Annotated in this window: 17 protein-coding genes and 1 riboswitch; of the genes, 7 read left to right on the forward strand and 10 right to left on the reverse strand. The window is 51.0% G+C overall.

Going from position 1 to position 20,441, the window contains the following annotated elements:
- Positions 1-182: 182 nt before the first annotated feature.
- From HMPREF9069_RS00200 to HMPREF9069_RS00240, 9 genes are all read right to left on the reverse strand, one after another.
- Positions 183-1,691, reverse strand: a complete 1,509-nt coding sequence (locus HMPREF9069_RS00200) for a regulatory iron-sulfur-containing complex subunit RicT (protein WP_021625046.1) — start codon at positions 1,689-1,691, stop codon at positions 183-185.
- Positions 1,670-2,845, reverse strand: coding sequence for a DNA polymerase III subunit (locus HMPREF9069_RS00205; protein ID WP_021625047.1), 1,176 nt, complete (start codon positions 2,843-2,845; stop codon positions 1,670-1,672). The genes HMPREF9069_RS00200 and HMPREF9069_RS00205 overlap by 22 nt, the downstream gene beginning before the upstream one ends.
- Positions 2,838-3,479, reverse strand: coding sequence for a dTMP kinase (gene tmk, locus HMPREF9069_RS00210; protein ID WP_021625048.1), 642 nt, complete (start codon positions 3,477-3,479; stop codon positions 2,838-2,840). Before tmk ends, HMPREF9069_RS00205 begins: the two co-directional genes overlap by 8 nt.
- An 11-nt stretch (positions 3,480-3,490) precedes the next feature.
- Positions 3,491-6,049, reverse strand: a complete 2,559-nt coding sequence (locus HMPREF9069_RS00215) for a DNA topoisomerase I (RefSeq protein WP_021625049.1) — start codon at positions 6,047-6,049, stop codon at positions 3,491-3,493.
- Between the two features lie 42 nt (positions 6,050-6,091).
- Positions 6,092-6,946, reverse strand: coding sequence for a twin-arginine translocase subunit TatC (gene tatC, locus HMPREF9069_RS00220; protein ID WP_021625050.1), 855 nt, complete (start codon positions 6,944-6,946; stop codon positions 6,092-6,094).
- Positions 6,947-6,961: 15 nt separating this feature from the next.
- Positions 6,962-7,507 carry a Sec-independent protein translocase subunit TatA/TatB gene (locus tag HMPREF9069_RS08720; protein ID WP_051317736.1) on the reverse strand — a complete coding sequence of 182 codons (546 nt, stop codon included), beginning with the start codon at positions 7,505-7,507 and terminating at the stop codon, positions 6,962-6,964.
- A 39-nt stretch (positions 7,508-7,546) separates the two neighbouring features.
- Positions 7,547-7,864 (reverse strand): STAS domain-containing protein, encoded by a 318-nt coding sequence (locus HMPREF9069_RS00230; protein ID WP_021625052.1) that lies wholly within the window; start codon positions 7,862-7,864, stop codon positions 7,547-7,549.
- 51 nt (positions 7,865-7,915) lie between these two features.
- A complete protein-coding gene (locus HMPREF9069_RS00235) occupies positions 7,916-8,776 on the reverse strand; it encodes a tetratricopeptide repeat protein (protein WP_021625053.1) in 861 nt (286 codons plus the stop codon).
- A gap of 198 nt (positions 8,777-8,974) precedes the next feature.
- Entirely contained in the window at positions 8,975-10,258 is a 1,284-nt protein-coding gene (locus HMPREF9069_RS00240; RefSeq protein WP_035437805.1) for an aspartate aminotransferase type Ic, read from the reverse strand.
- A gap of 138 nt (positions 10,259-10,396) precedes the next feature.
- Here HMPREF9069_RS00240 and HMPREF9069_RS00245 point away from each other — a divergent pair, with 138 nt between their 5' ends.
- On the forward strand, positions 10,397-10,678 hold the full coding sequence (locus HMPREF9069_RS00245) for a hypothetical protein (RefSeq protein ID WP_021625055.1): 282 nt from the start codon (positions 10,397-10,399) through the stop codon (positions 10,676-10,678).
- Positions 10,679-11,002: 324 nt separating this feature from the next.
- Here the strand turns inward: HMPREF9069_RS00245 and nhaA are convergent, their stop codons facing one another.
- On the reverse strand, positions 11,003-12,418 hold the full coding sequence (nhaA, locus tag HMPREF9069_RS00250) for a Na+/H+ antiporter NhaA (protein WP_021625056.1): 1,416 nt from the start codon (positions 12,416-12,418) through the stop codon (positions 11,003-11,005).
- A 154-nt stretch (positions 12,419-12,572) separates the two neighbouring features.
- Here nhaA and HMPREF9069_RS00255 point away from each other — a divergent pair, with 154 nt between their 5' ends.
- From HMPREF9069_RS00255 to HMPREF9069_RS00280, 6 genes are all read left to right on the forward strand, one after another.
- Entirely contained in the window at positions 12,573-13,430 is an 858-nt protein-coding gene (locus HMPREF9069_RS00255) for a hypothetical protein (protein ID WP_021625057.1), read from the forward strand.
- Between the two features lie 193 nt (positions 13,431-13,623).
- The gene (locus tag HMPREF9069_RS00260) at positions 13,624-15,060 is read left to right on the forward strand and encodes a TFIIB-type zinc ribbon-containing protein (RefSeq protein ID WP_035437807.1); all 1,437 of its coding nucleotides are present in this window, start codon (positions 13,624-13,626) and stop codon (positions 15,058-15,060) included.
- Between the two features lie 157 nt (positions 15,061-15,217).
- On the forward strand, positions 15,218-16,495 hold the full coding sequence (locus HMPREF9069_RS00265; protein WP_035437809.1) for an SPFH domain-containing protein: 1,278 nt from the start codon (positions 15,218-15,220) through the stop codon (positions 16,493-16,495).
- A 489-nt stretch (positions 16,496-16,984) separates the two neighbouring features.
- A riboswitch (FMN riboswitch) is annotated at positions 16,985-17,118 on the forward strand.
- Positions 17,119-17,122: 4 nt separating this feature from the next.
- Complete coding sequence (locus tag HMPREF9069_RS00270; protein ID WP_021625062.1) at positions 17,123-17,716, forward strand: ECF transporter S component; 594 nt, start codon at positions 17,123-17,125, stop codon at positions 17,714-17,716.
- A 9-nt stretch (positions 17,717-17,725) separates the two neighbouring features.
- Positions 17,726-19,564, forward strand: coding sequence for an ABC transporter ATP-binding protein (locus HMPREF9069_RS00275; protein ID WP_021625063.1), 1,839 nt, complete (start codon positions 17,726-17,728; stop codon positions 19,562-19,564).
- Positions 19,548-20,342 (forward strand): energy-coupling factor transporter transmembrane component T family protein, encoded by a 795-nt coding sequence (locus HMPREF9069_RS00280; RefSeq protein ID WP_035437811.1) that lies wholly within the window; start codon positions 19,548-19,550, stop codon positions 20,340-20,342. Before HMPREF9069_RS00275 ends, HMPREF9069_RS00280 begins: the two co-directional genes overlap by 17 nt.
- Positions 20,343-20,441 lie beyond the last annotated feature (99 nt).

The raw sequence follows: 20,441 nt of genomic DNA on the forward strand, positions 1-20,441 counted from the left end.
TGTTCGAAACTTGAACCATTTGCGGTTTGTGTTCTACCTATACTCGGTCTTTTGGCAGTCGGTACGAAGCAGAACGTGGCTTTTGACATCTAGCGTGAAATGAAGTGTGGCTTTTTGTTCCACGATGAGTTGCTACAAGGCAAGTTGATATGTCGCAAGATGTTGCTTATTCAAAATACTGATTATTCACTTTGATTGGGGCTGCCAGGGTTGCGATGGCGACGGCGGTTAACACGCTTGCGAGGCTGAGGAGTCTGCTGCGTGCTAGCAGTCCCATTGCTGCCAGACTTGCGACCAGCACCAAAGCCACCCTGAGGTTTGCCACCCTGCTGAGCAGCTGCTCCACCACGGTCACCTGGACGGCGCCTCAGATGACGGCTAGCGCCACTACCAGAAGTCGGACGATTCTGCTTGGCATTTGTCTTCATCTGCGGTTGTGCCTCCGCACCCTCAACACTGTGATGACGACGACGCTTGCGGAGAACTTCTGTCTGCGGCGCAATAACATTCCGCTTGTTATCATTTTTCTTGGAAGCAGAGCGCTCAGCAGTAGGATGTCCATTAGCAGAACGCCCATTTTGAGCTTCGGGTACTTCCTGAATTCTGCGGCGACGGCGACGAGGCTGAGCTGCTTCTTTCGCTACAGCTACGGGCTTTGCTTCAAGCTCATTTTTCTTTTCGGCAGGGCGACGAACTTTCTGTGACACAAAAATGTCACTTTCATCAAAGTCCTGCTCATCTGCACCAACACCATTTTGGCGATCCAGCTCAGCCAGCGCCATTTGCACGTCAGGAGAACTGAGCTTGTCCAAAATATCGCGCGTTACAGTATCGGGACGACAAGGGCAATTAAGCTCTTCGCTCTTTTTGACCGCAGCATCTGACGTAGTCATATCAGCGAGTTTGACGCGGATAGTCTTGCCATTTTCCAGGCGCATCACCAGCTCTTCTTTGGGCGTGTTGTACTCGACAATCTTTGCCTTACCCAATGGCGTATCAATAATGGCGTTACGCTTGGGTGCACGCTGCTTGAAGTCACGATATGCTTCAAACTCATAGCGCAAACAGCACATCAAGCGTCCGCAGGCACCCGAAATTTTGGCAGAGTTAAGCGGCAAATCCTGCTCTTTTGCCATGCGAATCGACACAGGCTCAAACTGATGCCCAAAGCGTGCACAGCAGAGCTCTTGGCCACAGTGACCATAGCCACCTACCAGCGCTGCTTCCTCACGCACGCCAATTTGGCGCATATCGATACGACGATGCAGCTCATGTGACAAGTCACGTACAAGCTGACGAAAATCCACGCGCTCGTCAGCCGAGAAATAGCAAACTGCCTTGGCTCCGTCAAAGGTGTACTCCACTCCGACAGGCTTCATGTCTAGACCTTCTTCTTCGGCCAGATGACGAAAGACAGGTAGCGCGCGCTCGGCATCCTCGGCAAGCTTGTCTGCCTGAGCAAGATCTTCTTCTGTTGCGACACGAATAACCGCCCGCAAGGGTACATCGCCAATAATATCGTGCAAATCGGCATCAGAATACTCACGAGCGTCAGCTGTGGTAAGTCCAATTTCAAGTCCGCGTTCAGTCTCGCAGACTACATGGTCGCCCTCGATAGCCTCGCTCTGGCGAGGATCAAAAAGCAAATCACAGCTCGCATAGCGAAACTTTACCGGAATCGCGGTGGGCATATGAGCGCCTCCTTGATGCGCAAAAGCATGGCCTCAATGGCCAGCTGAGGTGTGACATTGTGAGAAAGGTCATCAGCTGCATGATTGAGAGCGTCAAGCGCAGCGAAAACACCCTCAGTGCCACATGCGCTGGCAAGTTGCTCAACCACATCAGCAACATCGCTATTAACGATGTCCTGACCAACCCCCTCCGAACGCAGCAAAACGTCCCGCAAAACAGACGATAGAGCTGCAAGCATTTCCATAATACCTGAACGACCTTGAGCAGTCTGTTCGCGCTTTTCTGCATCGGCAAGCTGACGAATAGCCGAGGCACTTAAATATTCTTTGCGAATATCGGCAAGTTCTTGCTCTTCTTCGCTCAGCTCAACACTATCTTTTTTGGAAGTCTTTTTGTTAAGAGAAATACCTGCTGCCTCGACAAAAGTCCGAGCGGCAAGCAACGTATCCCAATCGTCTAGCTGAGCTAATTGCGCCAGCGTGCGTATCGCAACTGTACGTGCATTCCAACGCTGTGAAGACGAAAGTAGCTCTATCGCCTTTGAGGGTGTATGTGCAATCGAAAGAGCAATACGTGCATCAACAGTATCCGCACCTGTCTGTGACTGAATAAGCGCACAAGCGTCCTGCTCGCTAGCCGCATGAAAGGGTAATTGCTGACAGCGCGATGCAATAGTGGGCAAAAGCTGATCAAGCGTGCGCGCAATCAGGATAAAGACAACATCTGACGGTGGCTCTTCGATAGTCTTGAGCAGGGCATTTGCTGCAGCACCACCAAGCTTGCCCGCATCATGCAGGATATAAACCTTGCGCTGAGCTCGCACGGGAGCCATTGTAGCCTGCGCCGTCAGCTCGCGCGCTTGCGACACCAGATAGCCCGTCGCGCTCTCGGGTTTCATAACCTGCACATCAGGGTGCGTACCATGTGCCACGCGCTGACACTCCTGACAATTACCGTCTCCCCCACGAGGACAGACGATGCACTGCGCCAAGGCAAGCGCTGCTTCCGTTTTACCCGAACCCTGAGGTCCAACAAACAAATACGCATGCGACACATAATCATGTGCCAAGGCAAACGCAAGAAAATCTCGCACCTGGGGATTCCACTGAATTTGTTCCAAAGCCGGAGGCAGTGGGGACACAAGCTCACTCATTTCTAGCCTCCGCCAACCGGGGAAGCAAATCCGCTAAAACCCTACACACTCGGGCAAAAACCTCTTCGGGACTACCAGTGGCATCCACAAGTTTGACACGCTCGGGCTCTTCTTTTGCAAGCCTTAAGTAAGCAGAACGCACACGCTGCTGGAACTCTAAACCTGCCGCCTCCATGCGATCAACGCTGGTTGCGGTTGCGCGGGCAAAGGATTGTTCAACTGGCATATCCAGCACCAGCGTCCTGTCAGGCTTGCGCCCAAGACTACCCAGCTTATTAGCTTGACGCACCAATGAATCCAAAAGTCCTCGACCACCTGCTTGATAGGCGTAAGTCGAATCAAAAAAACGATCACAAAGTACTAAGGTATCTGCCGCCAGCGCGGGCTCAATTACCTCGTGTACCAACTGCGCACGCGAGGCTTCGTAGAGCAACAATTCGCACTCAGAGCACATACCTGCATTTGCTGTATCCAACAACAGTGCACGGATCTTTTCGGAAACCACCGTCCCACCCGGCTCGCGTAGACGGCATACACTAAAACCAGCCTCAAGAAGAGCAGTGTTCAACCGCGTGGTCTGCGTTGTCTTGCCGCAGCCATCGGGACCTTCAAGCGTTATGAACAAGCCGCTCATGCGACCATCTCCTAGCTCTTGCGTGAGGCTGTCTTTTTACTGCTTGCCTTTTTGGTGCTGGTCTTGCGCGTGGAGCTTGCCTTGCGCCCAGCGACGCGCCCACGAGTCGTGGGTTTCTTTTCCTTGCTAGGACAATCTATGTTGACGCAAATCTTCCAAGGACCACGCTGGGTATTGACCACCACCATCGGTGCACCACAGTCGGGGCAAGTCTCACCCGTTGCCTCAAGTTTGCCGCGCTGTGGCAAGGGGTAGCTCGTACCGCAGATATCATAGTTGGTACAGCGAATAAAACGTTTGCCCGTACGCTCGGATTTATGCGCTACCAAATCACCATGGCGGCCAGCCTCAGCACAGGCCTTGCACTCCCCCACAATAAGATCGGGTTCAGCATTGGTAGGACAAGCAGGATTAACGCAAGTTTCAAAGACGCGTTGACGGAAGGGATGCACCTTAACGCGGGGAGCGCCACATTCTGGGCAGACACCTGCATCACCCTCGAGCGGCTCAATGCGACCCGTTGGAACGGGATAAGTAACATCACAATCAGGCCAACCCATACAGCCAATAAAGCTACCACGAGTCTTTGCCGAATGCTTCATCACAAGGTCACGACCGCACTTAGGACAGGCGCCCACCTTGGCATCAGCGGTCACCGCATCAGAAATACGGTCACCCAAATCATCTTTGTGCTCAATCAACTCGTCCATCATGCCGGCAAGCAACGCACGCGAATGCATAACAACCTGATCTTGCGACTTATTGCCCTCAGCCACTTTGGTCATATCGCCTTCGAGCTCGGCGGTCATATCGGGAGTCGTAATATGCGGAGCATACTGCGACAAAGCATCAATGACGGCCATGCCTAGCTGACTTGGCTCCACAGGATCATTTTTGAGATAGCGTACATCATAGAGACGCTGAATAATCGAGGCACGCGTGGATTTGGTACCCAGACCGCGCTTCTCCATCTCCTGAATGAGTTTGCCTTGGCTATATCGCGCAGGGGGTTCGGTTTGCTTGTGATCCTTATTCATGCTCGCAATCGACAGCACATCTCCCTCAGCAAGGACAGGCAACTGCTCGTCTTTGCGCAGACCATAAGGATAAATGGCGCGAAAACCTGGTTTCGCCAGCACAGATCCTGACGCGCGGAAAGGCTCTCCCGCAACATCAAGCATTACCTTGGTATCTTCGATAACCGCTGCCTCGGACAGCGTTGCCAAAAAGCGCCGCGCAATAAGGTTGTAGAGCTTCCATGCGGCCGGCTGGAGTTTACTAGGATCTGCCGCTGCCGTGGGATAAATGGGCGGATGGTCGGTGGTTTCCTGTTTGCCACGGGTTGCCGTCAGCTTTGATTTGCCAAGCAATTCCGTGCAAGTCGGACGGTAGTTAGGCACCGCCGAGAGAGTCTTTACTACATCACGCAAATCAAGTGAGCGCGGATAGACCGTATTGTCAACGCGAGGATAGGAAATCAAGCCATCCATGTAGAGTGACTCTGCCAAACGCATAGTACGCGAAGGCGAAAGACCTTCTGACGCAGCCGCTGCCTGCAGTGATGTTGTATTAAAAGGCACTGGCGGACGCACGGTACGAGTCTTTTTGCTAACAGCACTCACCGTGGCTTCCTTGGCATCACGGACACGCGAAAAAATCTCATCTGCAAGCTCTGCTTCCCAAAAGCGACCTTCCTTGGTGCCCGGATGAGAAATACGAAAAGCATCCTCAGCATCATCCTGCTGGCGATGCGCCATACCCCAAATGACCCAATAATCCTTGGGAACAAAAGCCTGACGTTCGCGTTCACGCTCAACCACCAGCGCAAGAGTGGGCGTCTGCACACGACCAGCCGAGCGCACATTTCCAAAGCCACCAAAATGTGCCATCGTGAGGTAACGAGTCAACACTGCACCCCAGATAAGATCGATATACTGACGGCTCTCACCCGCATCTGCGAGGTCTTGGTCAAGCGGTACCAAATTGGCAAAAGCGTGGTCAATCTCAGATTTGGTAAAGGCTGAATAACGTGCGCGAGATACAGGAACTTCTGAAGCTACTTGCTGCATCTGCCGTAGGGCATCCGAGCCAATGAGCTCGCCTTCGCGGTCAAAGTCCGTGCCAATAATAATGGCATCAGACTTCTTGGCAAGATTTTTGAGCGCACGGATAATCTCTTTTTCAGCAGGCTGCTTTTCGATAGGAGCCCAAACCAAATACGGCAGGCTGGGCACCTTCCAACCTTTGATATCGATGCCATCAGCAAGGTAAGGCTTACGCTTACTCGTGTAGGGTGGACGATCCAATCCATCGGGCAAATCCGCAGCTAAATGCTCTCCTGAAAGAGTTTCTGCATACCAACCTTCACGCTGATTAAACCTCAACACGGGAGGAAAATCGGGCGCCATAATATGACCGCGCAAACCAATCGTGACACAGTCACGCCCATCATGACTAAAACGGTAGATGGGCGTGTTGTAAACCTTGTCTGGCTTTGGCTTGCCAATGTCACAGAGCAATCGTGCAATCTGTTGGGCAGCGTCATTTTTCTCGGTGACAATCAGTATCAAGCTTCTAAGCCTTTCTTGATAATGTCCTGGGCAAAGCCGGGCTTAGGACTTTTTCTTTGCAAGAGCCTTTTGTTGCTCGGCCTCCTGCCGTGCGAGTTTACGAGCTTCAAGCTCGTCTTGATGCTCCTCGTAATCTTCGCGACTCCATTTAAGCGCTGCTTTGCCATCGCGAACAGTAATAACCTGTCTGGCAACCGCAAGAGCAGCCTCGTACAAAAGTACCATAGGGAAATACATCAGCAGCATGGTCATTGGCGATGCATCAGGGGTAAAGCAGGCAGTCAGCACCAACAGGCCTACATAGACATAGCGCCAATTCTCGCGGAAAGCTTTGTAGGGAACAACATGCAAAATCGACAGGTAAAAAACGAATAGCGGCAGCTGAAAGGTCACGCCAAACGCAACTTCAAGCAGCATCATTAAGTTAAGGTAGTCGGTAGCCTCTGCCACGACATTAGCTCTCATCTCGATTGCTTGGTCAACCAACCAGCCAAAAGCTGCCTGCAAAATCACGGCATAGCAAAAGGCCATACCCAAGAAGAAAAGAAAGACCATAATCATAAAGGTAGGAATTACCCAGCGACGTTCTTTTTCCTTGAGAGCTGGCAGTACAAAACCAAAAATCTCCCACACAATGATAGGAGTACAGACAATCACGCCAAAGAAGAGCGCTACTTTAAAGCGGATGGTAAAGCCACCCAAGGCGGTAAGTACCGTGAGCTCGGTACCCTTGGGCAGAGCCTGACGGATAGTATCCATCATCATCTCGATAAGCGTTGGGGTAGCCACATATACGACCACAGTAGTGATAAGTACCGAAACGATAATGATGGTCATCCTCCGGCGAAGCTCGCCAAGGTGATCCAACAAGGGCATACGCGCGGGACCGATAGGCATATCTATACGGGAACGCTACTTTTGCGCGTCCCCTCCCTCCTTCCTGGGGGTGAGGGCATACAGCGCAGCAGCGCTCGTATCAGGCTTTGCAGGCTCAACGGTAGGCGCTGCAGGAGCATCACTGTCCGCATCAATATCTGCATCGGAGTCAACATCTTCTGCAGAAGTTGCAGCCTCAGAAGCAGAACTCTCCTCAGCTTCGGCAGCTTCTTTTGCTGCAGCCTCAGCAGCAGCGCGCTCAGCCTTGAGCCGCTCACGACGCTCGGCAAAGGTCTCTTTGTGAGCAATAGCTGCCGTTTCCTCATCAAGATCCGCATCCTCCGCAGCAGCTGCAGCCACAGCATCACGCTTGGCCTTTGCCTCAGCAGGGTCGTTAAGCGCATCAGACAGTGGATCTACTACCTCAGCCTGCACAACCTGAGTAAAACCCTCCTGTGCATCACGGAACTGACGCAGCATGCGGCCAATAGTCCTGCCCATACCCGGTAATTTGTCCGGGCCAAAGAGCAAGAAACCAAAGATCAAGATGATGACCATCTCTGTTGTGCCGATACCAAACACCTTGGCTCCTCTTCTTTAGAACTCAGTAATTAGGATGCCCTAGTCGCTTTCACGCACGCCGAGCTTATCGGCAACGTCAAGCAGAGTAAAAACACGAGCAACATTGCGTTGTGGATTGGTTACATGAAATGTCACACCGGCCTCAAAGGCTTTGTGTGCAAATGCCACGAGCACACCAATACCCGTCGAATCAATATAGGGCACCTGTGCAAGATCAGCCTCAATGGTACGCGGCATGCTTGCAAGCTGCACGTCTAACTCATCACGCAGCTCAGAAGCATTCGATACGTCTACTTCACCTATAACGCTTACACGCACTGTATCTTCTAGGCGCATTGCTTGGATATCCATTGCCATGCGTTCCACCCCTCTCACATGAACTCAGTCCATGTTGTCCCTTAATAATATCTACTTATTGAGATCAGAAAGTAGACTGTCAACACTAGAAGTATTATTGCCAGTCGCACTCGAACTATCTGTTGTTGTGGACTGTTGTTTGTCTGCCGTCGCAAGCTGTGCCAAGCGAGTCACAGCCATGCTACGCGCACCAAATTCATCATTTGGATCGAGCTTTTGTGCCTGCTGATAGGCTGCTTTTGCAGAATCTGTATCACCTTTTGCCTGATAAGCAATGCCTAAGTACATATAAGCATAACCGTACTCAGATCCAGCATCCTTAGGTGCAGCATCGGTTACCTTTTTGAGTGCTGCAATAGTGCTATCGATATTACCTTCATAGAGGTCGCAAAGAGCCCTATCAACGCGAACGGTCACCGCATCCTGTAAAGCCAAATAGCGGTCAAAATAGCCTTTGGCCTGCTCAAAAAGGGTGGCGACCTTCTTTGCATCATCATTGGTTTTTGCCACGCTTGTCGCCTGGCCGCCCGCCTTCATATAGGTCTTGCCGCACTGCAGCAAATCTACCAAGCTATTTTTGTCCTTCTCCAACGCTTTTTCATGACGCGTAATATCGGCAGAGTAAAGCTTCATGATGCCATCAACTGTCGTGGTATCTGCCGCTTCAGTCTGAGAAGCAGAACCCGTCTCGGCGCTTTGCTTCTTTTCTGCTGCCTCGGTTTGGGCCTGCTTGTCGGCCTGACTATTGTTAGAAGCAAAAATCTGAGCTAGCGAAGGCAGTGTCATCGAAAGAGCCATCAGCACCGCAAAGGCAATAATAATGATGCTGGTGAGCTTTTTCTTGCCATCCTTCTTTTTGGTCTCGGGCGCTCGGCTATGCTTGCGCGACTTATCTGCGTTTTGTCTTGACATAAACGTTCATGCCTTTCATCCAGCCCTAACGGGCAGAAAAATCATCCATCTGCGTACTGGCAATCTATGTACCGACTAAGCTACTTGCCTGCACATAATGACAGCACTTATGGTGCAAAGTTCATAATATTACAGAAAAAGCTTTACCCATCGTTTTTGTATAGAGCCTACAGGTGCCCAGCGGAAGCCTCTCGGCAGTTAGCGGTTTGCCCGAGCAAGACGCGCAGAGACAAGCTTGACAACCAAAACAAAGACGTCGAGGGCACTCGAAAGCTCTTCTAGGCTAGGATAGGTCGGCGCGATACGAATATTAGTATCGTGAGGATCGATGCCACTAGGCCAAGTTGCACCAGCATCAGTCATTTTGACACCAAGCTCAGCCATCAGCGACACAATTGCACGCGCCGATCCCTCAGGACCATCAAAGCTTACAAAGTAGCCGCCACGAGGATGACTCCAACTAGCCACATGAAGTTCGGAGAGACCCTCACTGAGTTTGCGCTCAACCAGCTCAAAACGTGGACGAACAATGGCTGCATGCTTTTTCATATGGGCACGGACCCCAACTGCATCACGCAAGAAAAGCACATGGGCAAGCTGGGTAAGCTTTTCGGGGCCAACCTGCTCGACTGCAAGAGTTTCGCGCACTTCAACCATGTCTTGGGGATCGGCCGTAACCCATGCCAAACCAGAGCCAGGGAAGGTAACCTTGGAAGTTGAGGCAAACTCATAGACGAGGTTTGAAGTGCCCGCTTCTCTCATCGCATCAAAGATATTAAGCAGCTGGTCGGACTCATCGTAGAGATCGTGGACGATATAAGCATTATCCCAATAGATACGAAAATCCAGTGCTGCTGGTTTGAGCGCAGCAAAACGACACACCACCTCATCGGAATAAGTTATTCCATTGGGATTGGCATACTTGGGGACACACCAGATACCCTTGACCGAACTGTCATTGTTGACAAACTGCTCAACCAAATCCATATCAGGGCCATCAGAATTCATTGGTATGGGGATATTTTGAATACCGTAGGTTTCGGTCACGCGGAAATGGCGATCGTAGCCAGGGCTGGGACAAAGCCACTTGACCGTGTCCTGCTTGCACCAAGGTGTATGCCCTGCCACCCCACGCGTATAACCATGTACCACAAGGTCATGCATCAAATGCAGACTCGATGAGCCCGAAACCACGACATTGGCAGGATCTACATCAAGCAATTCAGCTGCCAGCTCGCGGGTCTTGGGCAGGCCATCGGGAAAACCGTAGTTATCAGCAACTCCCCCTGCAGCTGTAAAATCGCTGCTTGAATTCAGCAAATCCAGCATGGGGCGGGACAGGTCGGTCTGTTCGGGGCTGGGCTTGCCACGTGCCATATCTAGCGAAAGATTACGAGCTCGCACCTCTTCAACACGACTTTCTAAAGAAGCAATTTCTGCATCAAGAGTTGGGGTATCCATCAAATCGAATGCGCTCTTCATAGTTGCCTCCATTGCCTACATCACACGATGGGCTCGACTACTTGTCTCCATCTTTTCCTGCACGAAGTATAAACTACCTAGACCTCAGACCCTGTTAGTATGGTGTGCACACCACAGACTTATCTGTTAGGAGTTCTCATGACACGCCGAACCCAAGCAGCGCCCTCAGGCAGCAAGCCCGCCGCAGAGTACGGAGAATTGCAACGCTTGGTTGACGAACTCTATGCGCAGGGACCTTCACAGGCGGTATCACGTATGGATGCCTTGGTGCGTGCAGAAGTCGATGATCTATCCGAGGATCTCATCGAGATTATCGAGCTGCTACCTGCAGGTTCATATCATCGCGGCAAGCTCTGCGACCAGCTGAATTCCATCATCACCGCCCACGGTTGGGCCTACGTCTACGGCACTGTAGAGTAGGCCAATGCCCTACATACGACCCGAAGTAAGCTGCAACATCCGAAAAGGGTTCATCCTTCGGCGCACACTCACACAGATGGTTCATCCTTCGGTCTACCGAAAAAAATGACCAGCTGTTTTGTGTACTCCAACTCCGAAACTTGAACCATCTATTTGGAAATGCTCCGAAGCTTGAACCATCTGTGGGTGCAGTGCCCGACACCTGAACCATTTGTGGTTTGTGTCCCACCCGCGTTCCAAATAGAGAAGCTATCCCATCCGTATTCCAAATAGCGAAGCTTGCGCGTGCTAAAAATGGGCTCTGAACGTACGCGTTTGAGTATCCTACTTGGATTTTTTGCTTAAGGCGTCACTGATGTTGACATAGAGCAAGCCCAAGGTACTCGAAGCCACCGCGGCAGCTAAAATTGCGCACTTGGCAATATTGGCCTCGTGCGGGCCAAAAGCTAGGCTGGCAATCAAGATAGACATCGTAAAGCCGATACCACCCATGAGACCAACTGCGACCACCTGATGCCAGTCCACACGGTGCGGCAGCTCAAAGATACCTGTCTTGACCAACAAGAAAGTCACACCAAAAATTCCGATGGGCTTACCAAACACGGCACCCAAAAATACACCCTGCGCCACAGGATCAGCGACAACTTGTCCTAGGTCAACACCCACAATACGTACTTGCGCATTCACAAAGGCAAACAGCGGCAAAATCAAAAAGTTCACAGGCACGGTCCAGTACTGCTCCATACGTTGCAGAGGTGGACGCACATGATGCATAACACGTTCGACATACCAAGCTGCATGCGTAAAATCATGCTGACCCAAAATATGCTCTTGGCTATCGTAGTCACGATCAAGCTCAACAGCCCGCGCATCCAACCATCCTCGCAGCTCAGAAAGCTGAACATCGGAATGCGAAGGCAAGAAGAACGCCAAAATAACGCCCGCCAACGTAGCGTGAATACCCGAATTAAACATGCAAAGCCATAACACGAGACCCATAAACACATAGGGCTTGAGCGAGTAAACCTTTGCGTGGTTAAGCAAAGCAAGCGCAAAAATTGCTCCTAGGGCTGCGGCTGTCCACATCACATCGATGGTTTGTCCATAAAAGAGCGCCAACACCACAATGGCCAAAATGTCATCTGCAATAGCAAGTGTCTGAAAAAAGACCTTTGCTTCAGGAGAGACTTTATTGCCCAACAGGCTCATTACTCCCAGTGCAAAAGCAATATCCGTTGCAATAGGAGTGGCCCAACCTTGGTGTACACCATGTAGATTAAAGATGAGATAAATAACTGCAGGTACGACAACACCACCAACAGCAGCAAGCATTGGAAGCGCAGCTTGGCGAGGGTGACGCAGCTGGCCAACGGTCATTTCATACTTGAGCTCAACACCTACCAGCATAAAGAAAATGGCCATCAAAAAGTCATTGACAAATTGCTCGGCACTGATTTCAACAGCAGCCCGTCCCACACCTACCATCAACGGCGCTTCAATTGCATGACGTACTGCTTCATAAAGCGGAGAATTGGCAACAATAACAGCCAGCACCGCAGCAAAAACCATCGCTGCAGCAGCAATCGTTGAGCTTGAGCTTAGTTCGGATAGGGCGCTACGCTGACCGATACGACGTATGACCGCATCTTCGTCATAAATGCGTGCAGCATGGTGGCGTGCCTCTTGAGCCTTGGTATGGCTAATGAGAGACGTGTATTTGCTACTTCTTTTTTCACTCATATATCTACTCCATTAGAAATTCTTAGCTGAATAAGAGTAATTCTGCTCTAGTCTTTTTCCCCTCTCTTTTCAAAAATATCCTAAAGCAGCTTTCTGCTAGACGCTAGAGCCTGCATGCTGCCGAAACGCATATAGGCAAGAGAAGGGAGTCATTATGAAGCATAAAGGAATTATCAGCCTGCTTTTGGGAACTCTGTTGCTTTGCTTTGTGCTAGTCGGCTGCGGTGGAGGCACCTCTTCTGCGGATGCTAGTGCCTTTATTGGTACGTGGGATTTATACGAGATTACCGGCGACGATGGTGCCAGCCACGAAGATATCAAAACCATGAATGACTTTGGTATTGAGACATATCTTGAAATAGAAAAAGATGGTAAAGGCACCTTCAATGTCTTTGGAGAAGACATTCCCCTTACTTGGAAGGCAAAAAATAACACACAAATTGATGTCACTATAGAGTACGAAGGAAAAAAGCAAACTGAGCCTCTTACACTCAAAGATGACAAGGTGAGTTTTTCCATAGAAGGCGAAGACTCCACCATGGTCTTTGAAAAGGGCAAAAAGCATGACAAGTCAGATAAGTCTGCTTCTGGCTCAGAAGAAGGTGGAACTGCTGCACTTGACAGTTTGATGGGTAATGATGATGAGCAGAACGTCACAGAAATCAATAGCGTGGTAGCTGATGATGAAACTATAAAAATTGAAGCTATCAAGATGTATGACAATAGCTTTAGCGATGCCGTCATTGAATTTAAGGTCACCAATAAAAGCGATAAAAACCTGATGATTACCTGCGAATATGGTAGTTGGTCGGTCGATGGAAAGATGGTCAATCCATCCATGTATGAAAAAATTAAAGCAGGCGCTTACGCTGACGCAGACCTTTATTTCACCAAAGATGAGCTGGGCGGAGGCACAGAAAAGCTCGTCAATATCGACGGTAAATTTGAACTTACTGATGATGAGTACAACACCATTGCCACCTATGAGTTTAAGTATGGACAGAAGAGTTAGTTAACTGGGCAAATTTGCCCTAGTTGAGCGGCGCACATCAGACTCGGTTTTTGGATGTGCGCCGCACTTTTTGTCCAGCGAACCACTTTTACTGCTGCGATGCTAATTCGCCGACATGTCGCTGCTCCACCTAGCGCCAGAGCTTTGTGAAGGTCATACTAAAGAAGACCGCAAGCACGTTAAAGGAGTTTGCATGCCTAACGAGACTGTCAACTACCATTGCCCTGCATGTGGCGGGTCAATGCACTACGACGGCGAGCTTGCCAAACTCCGTTGCGATTTTTGCGACTCAACTTTTACGGTGGCAGAAATCGAAGCTCTTTATGCTCAGGAGCAACAGCAAGCAGATTCTGCTGCAGAAGCTGCCGATGAGCGTGCCGCAGCAGGCACTCTAAGTGATTATGAAGTTGCAGGTAGGGTCGCTGGTGAAGGCAAACGCACAGTGGCCGAGTCTATCGCAGATGCTCGCAAAGTTTCGGCCGCAGAAGTTGACCCTATTAAGGCTTTTCTTGACCGCGCAAGCTGGAATGAGAGTGAGCGAGCAGGACTCAGAACCTATACCTGCTCATCTTGTGGTGCAGCCCTCACGGTTGATGCAACCCAAGCGGTGGCCGAGTGCCCTTATTGTGGAAGCAGTGCTGTAGTACCTGGAGCCCTCACCGATAGTGCACGACCCGAAATGGTCATTCCATTTAGGATTAAACATGACGATGCACAGGCAGCCTTGGCAGGCTACTACAAAGGAAAGAAATTCTTACCCAAAGCGTTTGCTTCGAGCAACCGCATCGCACATATTCAGGGTGTCTACGTTCCATTTTGGCTGTATGACTCCCAAGCTTCAGGGCGCGCGAGCTTTGAGGCTACCAATACTCACAGCTATGTTTCAGGTGATTATCGCGTTACCAAAACTGATGTATACGATGTGAGACGCGCAGGTAGCCTAGCGTTTTCACGAGTACCTGCTGATAGTTCATCAAAGATGCCGGATGCGCATATGGACGCTATTGAGCCTTTTAACTACGGCGAGATGACAGATTTTTCAACTGCATATCTCACAGGATACCTGGCAGAACGCTATGACATTGAGGCAACTGAGTGCCGATCCCGCGTAGAGCAGCGTATGAAGCAATCAATGCTCGATTCGTTGCAAGCAACAGTCACGGGCTATGGCAGTGTAAGTCTCAACTCTGGCGAAGCACGGGTGAGTTGGAAAGACTTGCACTACGCTCTGCTTCCCGTGTGGCTGCTACATACACAATGGCAGGGTGATGACTACCTTTTTGCCATGAACGGGCAAACTGGGCGCTTTGTCGGAAATCTGCCAGTAGATAAGCTCAAAGTTGCCCTCTGGTTTGTTGGCATGTTCTTGCTCACGGCGGCAGCTACCTGGGCCATCTGTATATTTCTGCTCGATATGGGTGACGATACACTGCTATGGCCAGCGGTTATAGGTGTTGGTGCAGCTATTGCAGCGGGAATTTGCTGGATGTTTTATTCCGAAATGAAAACCGCACGCGAGCGAAGTGAAGCCGCCGAGTATATCTCGACTCCTCTAGAGCTCAGCGAGAAGTCAGACCGCTATGTCACCACCCGTGTCACGCGCACGCGCATTGAACGTCCTAAGAGCTAGCGCGTGACACAAAAGGCAGCAAGCTGGGTATGCTAAAGGTGTTCCGCATACCCGATGAACGACGGAAGGACAAGCACCAAACCACAAGGTCAAGTGCTTGGAATCTAAAGGAATCCGAAGCGCTAAGGGCGACGACGGATCAGCGAAAGGGGCCACGATGGGTCTAATTAAGGCAGCAGTAGGGGCAGCGGGCGGCGTCTTAGCTGACAGCTGGAAAGAAATGATTTACTGCGATTCTTTGCCCGAGAATGTGCTTGCAGTAAAGGGCCAAAAACGCACCAGCGGACGTAGTTCTAACGTTCGTGGTGAGGAAAACATCATCACCAATGGCTCGCGTATCATCGTTAACGATGGTCAGGCAATGATTATCGTAGACCAGGGAGCTGTCGTTGATTTTTGCGGCGATCCTGGCGAGTATACCTACGATCAATCCAGCGAGCCATCCTTCTTCTCTGGTGATCTTGGTGAGAACATCACCAAGATGTTCGAGCAAATCGGCGGACGTTTTGCCTTTGGTGGCGATACTGGCCATGACCAGCGTGTGTACTATTTCAATACCAAAGAGATTATTGGCAACAAGTATGGAACCGCAACACCTGTCCCCTTCCGTGTGGTTGACAATAACATCGGTCTTGATGTTGATATTTCAGTTCGCTGCAATGGTCTGTATAGCTACAAGATTACCAATCCCCTGCTCTTTTATAAGAGTGTCTGCGGCAATGTTGAGCAGCCTTATACTCGCGACCGCCTAGATGCACAGCTCAAGAGCGAGCTGCTGACAGCCCTGCAGCCCGCCTTTGCCAAGATTTCTGGCATGGGCATCCGCTATAGCGCAGTACCTGCACACACCCTCGAACTTGCCGAAGCTCTCAACGAGCAACTGAGCAGCAAGTGGCGCGATTTGCGCGGCATCGAGATTGCAGAGTTTGGCGTTAATTCAATTTCTGCTTCGCCTGAAGACGAGCAGATGATTAAGGATCTGCAGAAGTCTGCTACGATGCGCGATCCCGGTATGCGTGCCGCCGCCTTGGCGGGTGCTCAGGCCGATGCAATGCGTGCTGCTGCCAGCAATACCGCAGGTGCTATGACCGGCTTTTTGGGCATGAATATGGCGGGAATGGCTGGTATGGGTGCTCAGCAAACTTACGCTCAGGCTCCTAGTCAAACACCAACCAATCAGTACCAGACCGCAGCAAGCGGTGGCTTTGCTGCGCCTGCGCCTGCATCCGCACCCGTGGCAACTTCCGCTCCCACACCTGCAGCGGCACCCGCTGGTAGCTGGACCTGCAGCAACTGTGGCGCTACCAACACGGGTAAATTCTGTGCTGAATGCGGTACACCCAAGCCTGCAGCATCTAACCAGTGGACCTGCTCAAATTGCGGAGCTACTAACACGGGCAAGTTCTGCTCTGAGTGCGGAAACCCACGCGCGTAGTCAAGCAAAGCGGCTGTTGCTTTGCTGAACTTGGCCGCACCCTTCTCGCGCTGCTCTGCGTGGTCTGCCCGATGCCCCGCGTTCGTCCGACGCCCCGACCTGCGGTATCCCTGCTCGTCGGGGCTTTTTGTGTTCATTGATGTGCTTTCGTTCGTCCCCACCCCACATCCGGTTCATGATGCACCTTTTTGTCCGCAGGCGGTTCAATATGCGCCCTTACGCCAATTTTTATCTGGGGTTTCTCGAGTCGTTTGGTACGGTTTTGAACCGTCTGCATTAAATGGAAGACAACGGGTTCAAGAAGCACCCTCAGTAACGAAGCGGCAGAAGACGCCTACCAAGAAAAAGGACAGCGGGACAGCATGAATCGTGCGCGCGAAGTCAGCGGCACTCCCCCACCCGCAGGTCTTGCACCAACACGCGCAACTCCAACTCAAAGCTTCTCCCATTCACGCGCACGGAAGCGGTACAAAACGGGTATAGTCAACTTGTCAGTTTCAGGGCGGGGTGAGATTCCCCACTGGCGGTGACGGGACTTATGTCCCCCAGTCCGCGAGCCGCGTTGCGGCAGACCTGGTGTAAATCCAGAACCAACGGTACAGTCCGGACGGAAGAAACGGAGCCATCATGGCAGCTTTTTCCTCGCAGCATCCATCTGCAAATCGTCACGACACACACTCAACGACCACCCAAGGCGGATCGTGGTCAACCAAACGCATCGCTACTTTGGGCATCCTTTGCGCCGTTGGCCTAGTAACCAGCTTCATCGAAATCCCCATTTTTCCACCTGCGCCTTGGCTGAGTTTTGACCCCTCTGGCGTAGTAGCACTAGTTGCAGGCTTTGCTTTCGGACCAGGTACTGGCGTTCTCGTTGCCGTGCTGAGCTGGCTTGTTCACATGCTTTTTGCCTTTAACCCCTACGGTGTCATCATGGCAATTCTTTCGTTAGTATCTCTTGTTGCACCAGCATCGGCAATCTATTGGCACAAGCTCAATATGCGCGGCGCAATCACGGGCATGGTTGTTGGTAGCATTTGCTCCACCATTGTTTGCATTTTGGCAAACCTCGTCATCACACCGCTTTATACACCCATTGCCATCAGTGACGTTATCGCGATGATCGTGCCTATTTTGCTGCCTTTCAACCTGCTCAAAGTGGTTTTGATTTCAGTTATCACGGCTCTTATTTACAAGCCCATCTCCAAAGCAATCGCGGGCTAGTGAGGTATCGTGGCCAAAGCTTTTACCAGCAACAACACCCTTGTCAAGCAGAGTTCGCAAGGAGATGCACTGCTTGCCGCGCACCATGTCAGTCTGATTTACGATGACGCTCACAACAAAAACAATTACGCGTTAGACAATATTTCAATCGAGCTACACGCGGCTGAACGTCTGTGCATTTTGGGCGCTAATGGCTCGGGCAAGTCGACCTTGGCATCAGTGCTTTGCGGCTTGTTGGCACCCGACACGGGTGATGTACGCCTATTAGGCGAGCAGGTCTGTCAAAACGGGAAGATTGATTTAGAAGCCTATCGTCGTGCACGCCGTGGCATCGGTCTTGTATTCCAAAATCCTGGCGACCAGATTGTAACGAGTGTCGTTGCGGAAGACGTTGCCTTTGGTCCCGAAAATCTTGGCGTTCCCAGCGACGAAATCGCCGCTCGCGTAGAGCGAGAATTGCATCGTGTTGCTCTCGACGCCTATGCTGATGCAGATCCACGCCGTCTTTCTGGAGGTCAACAGCAACGTGTTGCTATTGCTGGCGCACTGGCAATGGAACCGCAGGCGATTATCTTTGACGAGCCAGGGGCGCTTTTGGATGTGCGCGGGCGTCGTTCAATTTTGCATGTAATGGATCGCCTACGCGATGCGGGAGTTGCGGTCGCTCACATCACTCACTACATGGAAGAGGCCCTCGGCGCTGACCGTGTTGTCGTACTTGACCACGGTAAAATTGCGCTAGAAGGTACTCCTGCCGAAATTTTTTCTCAGAAAAATAACCTAGCTGCACTAGGACTTGAATGGCCTTTTGCTGCTCGTCTTGCACGCAAACTACGCGAGCGCGGACTGCCGATCCCTTGGGTTTCCACAGACAAAGAGCTACTCGCAGAGCTTGGTAAGTTAAAAAGCATATCAGTGGCATCCCCTGCTAAAAACAGTACAACAGTCCCCCAAGCTGCTTCCGTTCTCGCAGCTCAACAGCTAAGTTTTTCTTATACCCCGCAGCATAAAGCGCTAGAAAATATCACCATCACAATTCCTGCGGGCAGCCGAGTTTCTATCGTAGGCCAAACTGGTTCGGGCAAATCCACACTGCTCCGCTTGCTTTGCGCACTTGAACTACCCGATGAGGGCAAGATACTCATTTATGGACAAGATAGTGCAAGTGGAGGTCAGGGCCGTCGCGGACGTGCATGGCGAGCAAAGCTAAGGTCACGCGTAGGCTATGTTATGCAACGTCCCGAACGCCAACTTTTTGCTAATACCGTTGCAGAAGATATAGCTTTTGGTCCCTCCAACCAAGGGCTTTCAGTGCAAGAAGTGCAGAAACGCGTTGAGGAAGCGATTGAGATTTGCGGACTACAAGACAAGCGTACTGCTTCTCCTTTTGAACTTTCGGGAGGTCAGCAGCGCCTCTGTGCGATTGCTGGTGTACTTGCCACAAAACCCAAGGTACTGGTGCTTGATGAGCCCACGGCGGGACTTGACCCGCATGGGCGTCAAGAGTTATACCGTCTGCTTTCGCTGCTCAACGCTCAAGGAGTTACTATCGTGCAGGTCACGCACTCAATAAATGACGCTGCAAACTCTCAAATTGTATACGTGCTTAACCAATCGCATTTACTTGCTGCAAGTACCCCTCAAGAGATTTTTTGTCGAGCAAATCAACAAGAACTAAGGTCTTGCGGGCTGGGCTTACCTTTGGCTTTGCAGTGGGCAATCAAACTCGAAGAAGCAGGATTTATCCAGGCAGACGAGTTAGGCCAGCCGCTTACCATTGATGAACTGGCAGACAGTCTCGCCTCAAAATATGTTGCAAAGGAGGCACATGATGGCAGTCAAAATTAGTCTGAGACAATACATCTCGGGCGACTCTTGGCTGCATCATCTCGATCCCCGATCCAAACTTTGCTGTGGGCTTATCTTTGTAATTGCCGCATTTACGGTGGTTACTTTGGAGCAGCTCATACTTGCACTCACGTGCACAACAGCCATCCTCATAAGCAGCAAGATCTCCCCTCGAGCTGTATTGCGCTCGATTCACCCCGCACTTGCTCTGCTTGCCATCTTGGGGCTTTTTAATCTCTTTTTCATCAAAACAGGTACGGTGTTACTAACTTTGGGAAGCGCTCACATCACCAGCCATGGTGTATGGGCAGCTATTCTCTATCCCACCCGCTTTGCCATTGCGCTGGTTGTCGGCTCGTTGACAACACTTACTACTACCCCTACCGCCATCGCAGATGCCTTTGACTCTCTGTTATCACCACTATCGCACATAGGTCTACCAGGACATGAAATTGCGATGGTACTAGCACTGATGTTGCGCTTTATCCCAACACTCATTGATGATGTACAAACCATTTCTGAAGCCCAAGAATCTCGTGGAGCTGCACTTTCTTCGGGAAAGATGGGGCTACGCATACAAGCTGTGACTGCTCTTTTAGTTGCTCTTTTTGCAAGCGCTCTGCGCCATGCCAACAATCTCTCGCGCGCGTTGGACGCCCGCTGTTATGAGGGAAACGCGCAGCGCACTCACTTGCACCCTCTCAGATTCCAGCATCATGACCTCATCTGCGCAATTTTGACCTGCTCATTTGTGGCAGCCCTCATCTACCTTGCATAAATTATCTACCTTGCCCCAATTCTCCAGCTGTATGTTTTGAAACCCCTAACTACCAGGCTTGCTATGCTTCCGCAACATCAAATCCGTTGCAACCTGAGG

It is taken from the genome of Atopobium sp. oral taxon 810 str. F0209 (assembly GCF_000466405.1).
Classification (GTDB): Bacteria; Actinomycetota; Coriobacteriia; order Coriobacteriales; family Atopobiaceae; genus Olegusella.

Bases quoted from the DNA above. Each gene is read 5' to 3' on its own strand.
- nhaA (WP_021625056.1), bottom strand. From the start codon at position 12,418: ATGAGTGAAAAAAGAAGTAGCAAATACACGTCTCTCATTAGCCATACC.
- tatC (WP_021625050.1), bottom strand. From the start codon at position 6,946: ATGCCTATCGGTCCCGCGCGTATGCCCTTGTTGGATCACCTTGGCGAG.
- HMPREF9069_RS00240 (WP_035437805.1), bottom strand. From the start codon at position 10,258: ATGAAGAGCGCATTCGATTTGATGGATACCCCAACTCTTGATGCAGAA.
- HMPREF9069_RS00270 (WP_021625062.1), top strand. From the start codon at position 17,123: ATGGCAGCTTTTTCCTCGCAGCATCCATCTGCAAATCGTCACGACACA.
- tmk (WP_021625048.1), bottom strand. From the start codon at position 3,479: ATGAGCGGCTTGTTCATAACGCTTGAAGGTCCCGATGGCTGCGGCAAG.
- HMPREF9069_RS00245 (WP_021625055.1), top strand. From the start codon at position 10,397: ATGACACGCCGAACCCAAGCAGCGCCCTCAGGCAGCAAGCCCGCCGCA.
- HMPREF9069_RS00260 (WP_035437807.1), top strand. From the start codon at position 13,624: ATGCCTAACGAGACTGTCAACTACCATTGCCCTGCATGTGGCGGGTCA.
- HMPREF9069_RS00235 (WP_021625053.1), bottom strand. From the start codon at position 8,776: ATGTCAAGACAAAACGCAGATAAGTCGCGCAAGCATAGCCGAGCGCCC.
- HMPREF9069_RS00280 (WP_035437811.1), top strand. From the start codon at position 19,548: ATGGCAGTCAAAATTAGTCTGAGACAATACATCTCGGGCGACTCTTGG.
- HMPREF9069_RS00205 (WP_021625047.1), bottom strand. From the start codon at position 2,845: ATGAGTGAGCTTGTGTCCCCACTGCCTCCGGCTTTGGAACAAATTCAG.
- HMPREF9069_RS00230 (WP_021625052.1), bottom strand. From the start codon at position 7,864: ATGGCAATGGATATCCAAGCAATGCGCCTAGAAGATACAGTGCGTGTA.
- HMPREF9069_RS00265 (WP_035437809.1), top strand. From the start codon at position 15,218: ATGGGTCTAATTAAGGCAGCAGTAGGGGCAGCGGGCGGCGTCTTAGCT.
- HMPREF9069_RS00200 (WP_021625046.1), bottom strand. From the start codon at position 1,691: ATGCCCACCGCGATTCCGGTAAAGTTTCGCTATGCGAGCTGTGATTTG.
- HMPREF9069_RS00255 (WP_021625057.1), top strand. From the start codon at position 12,573: ATGAAGCATAAAGGAATTATCAGCCTGCTTTTGGGAACTCTGTTGCTT.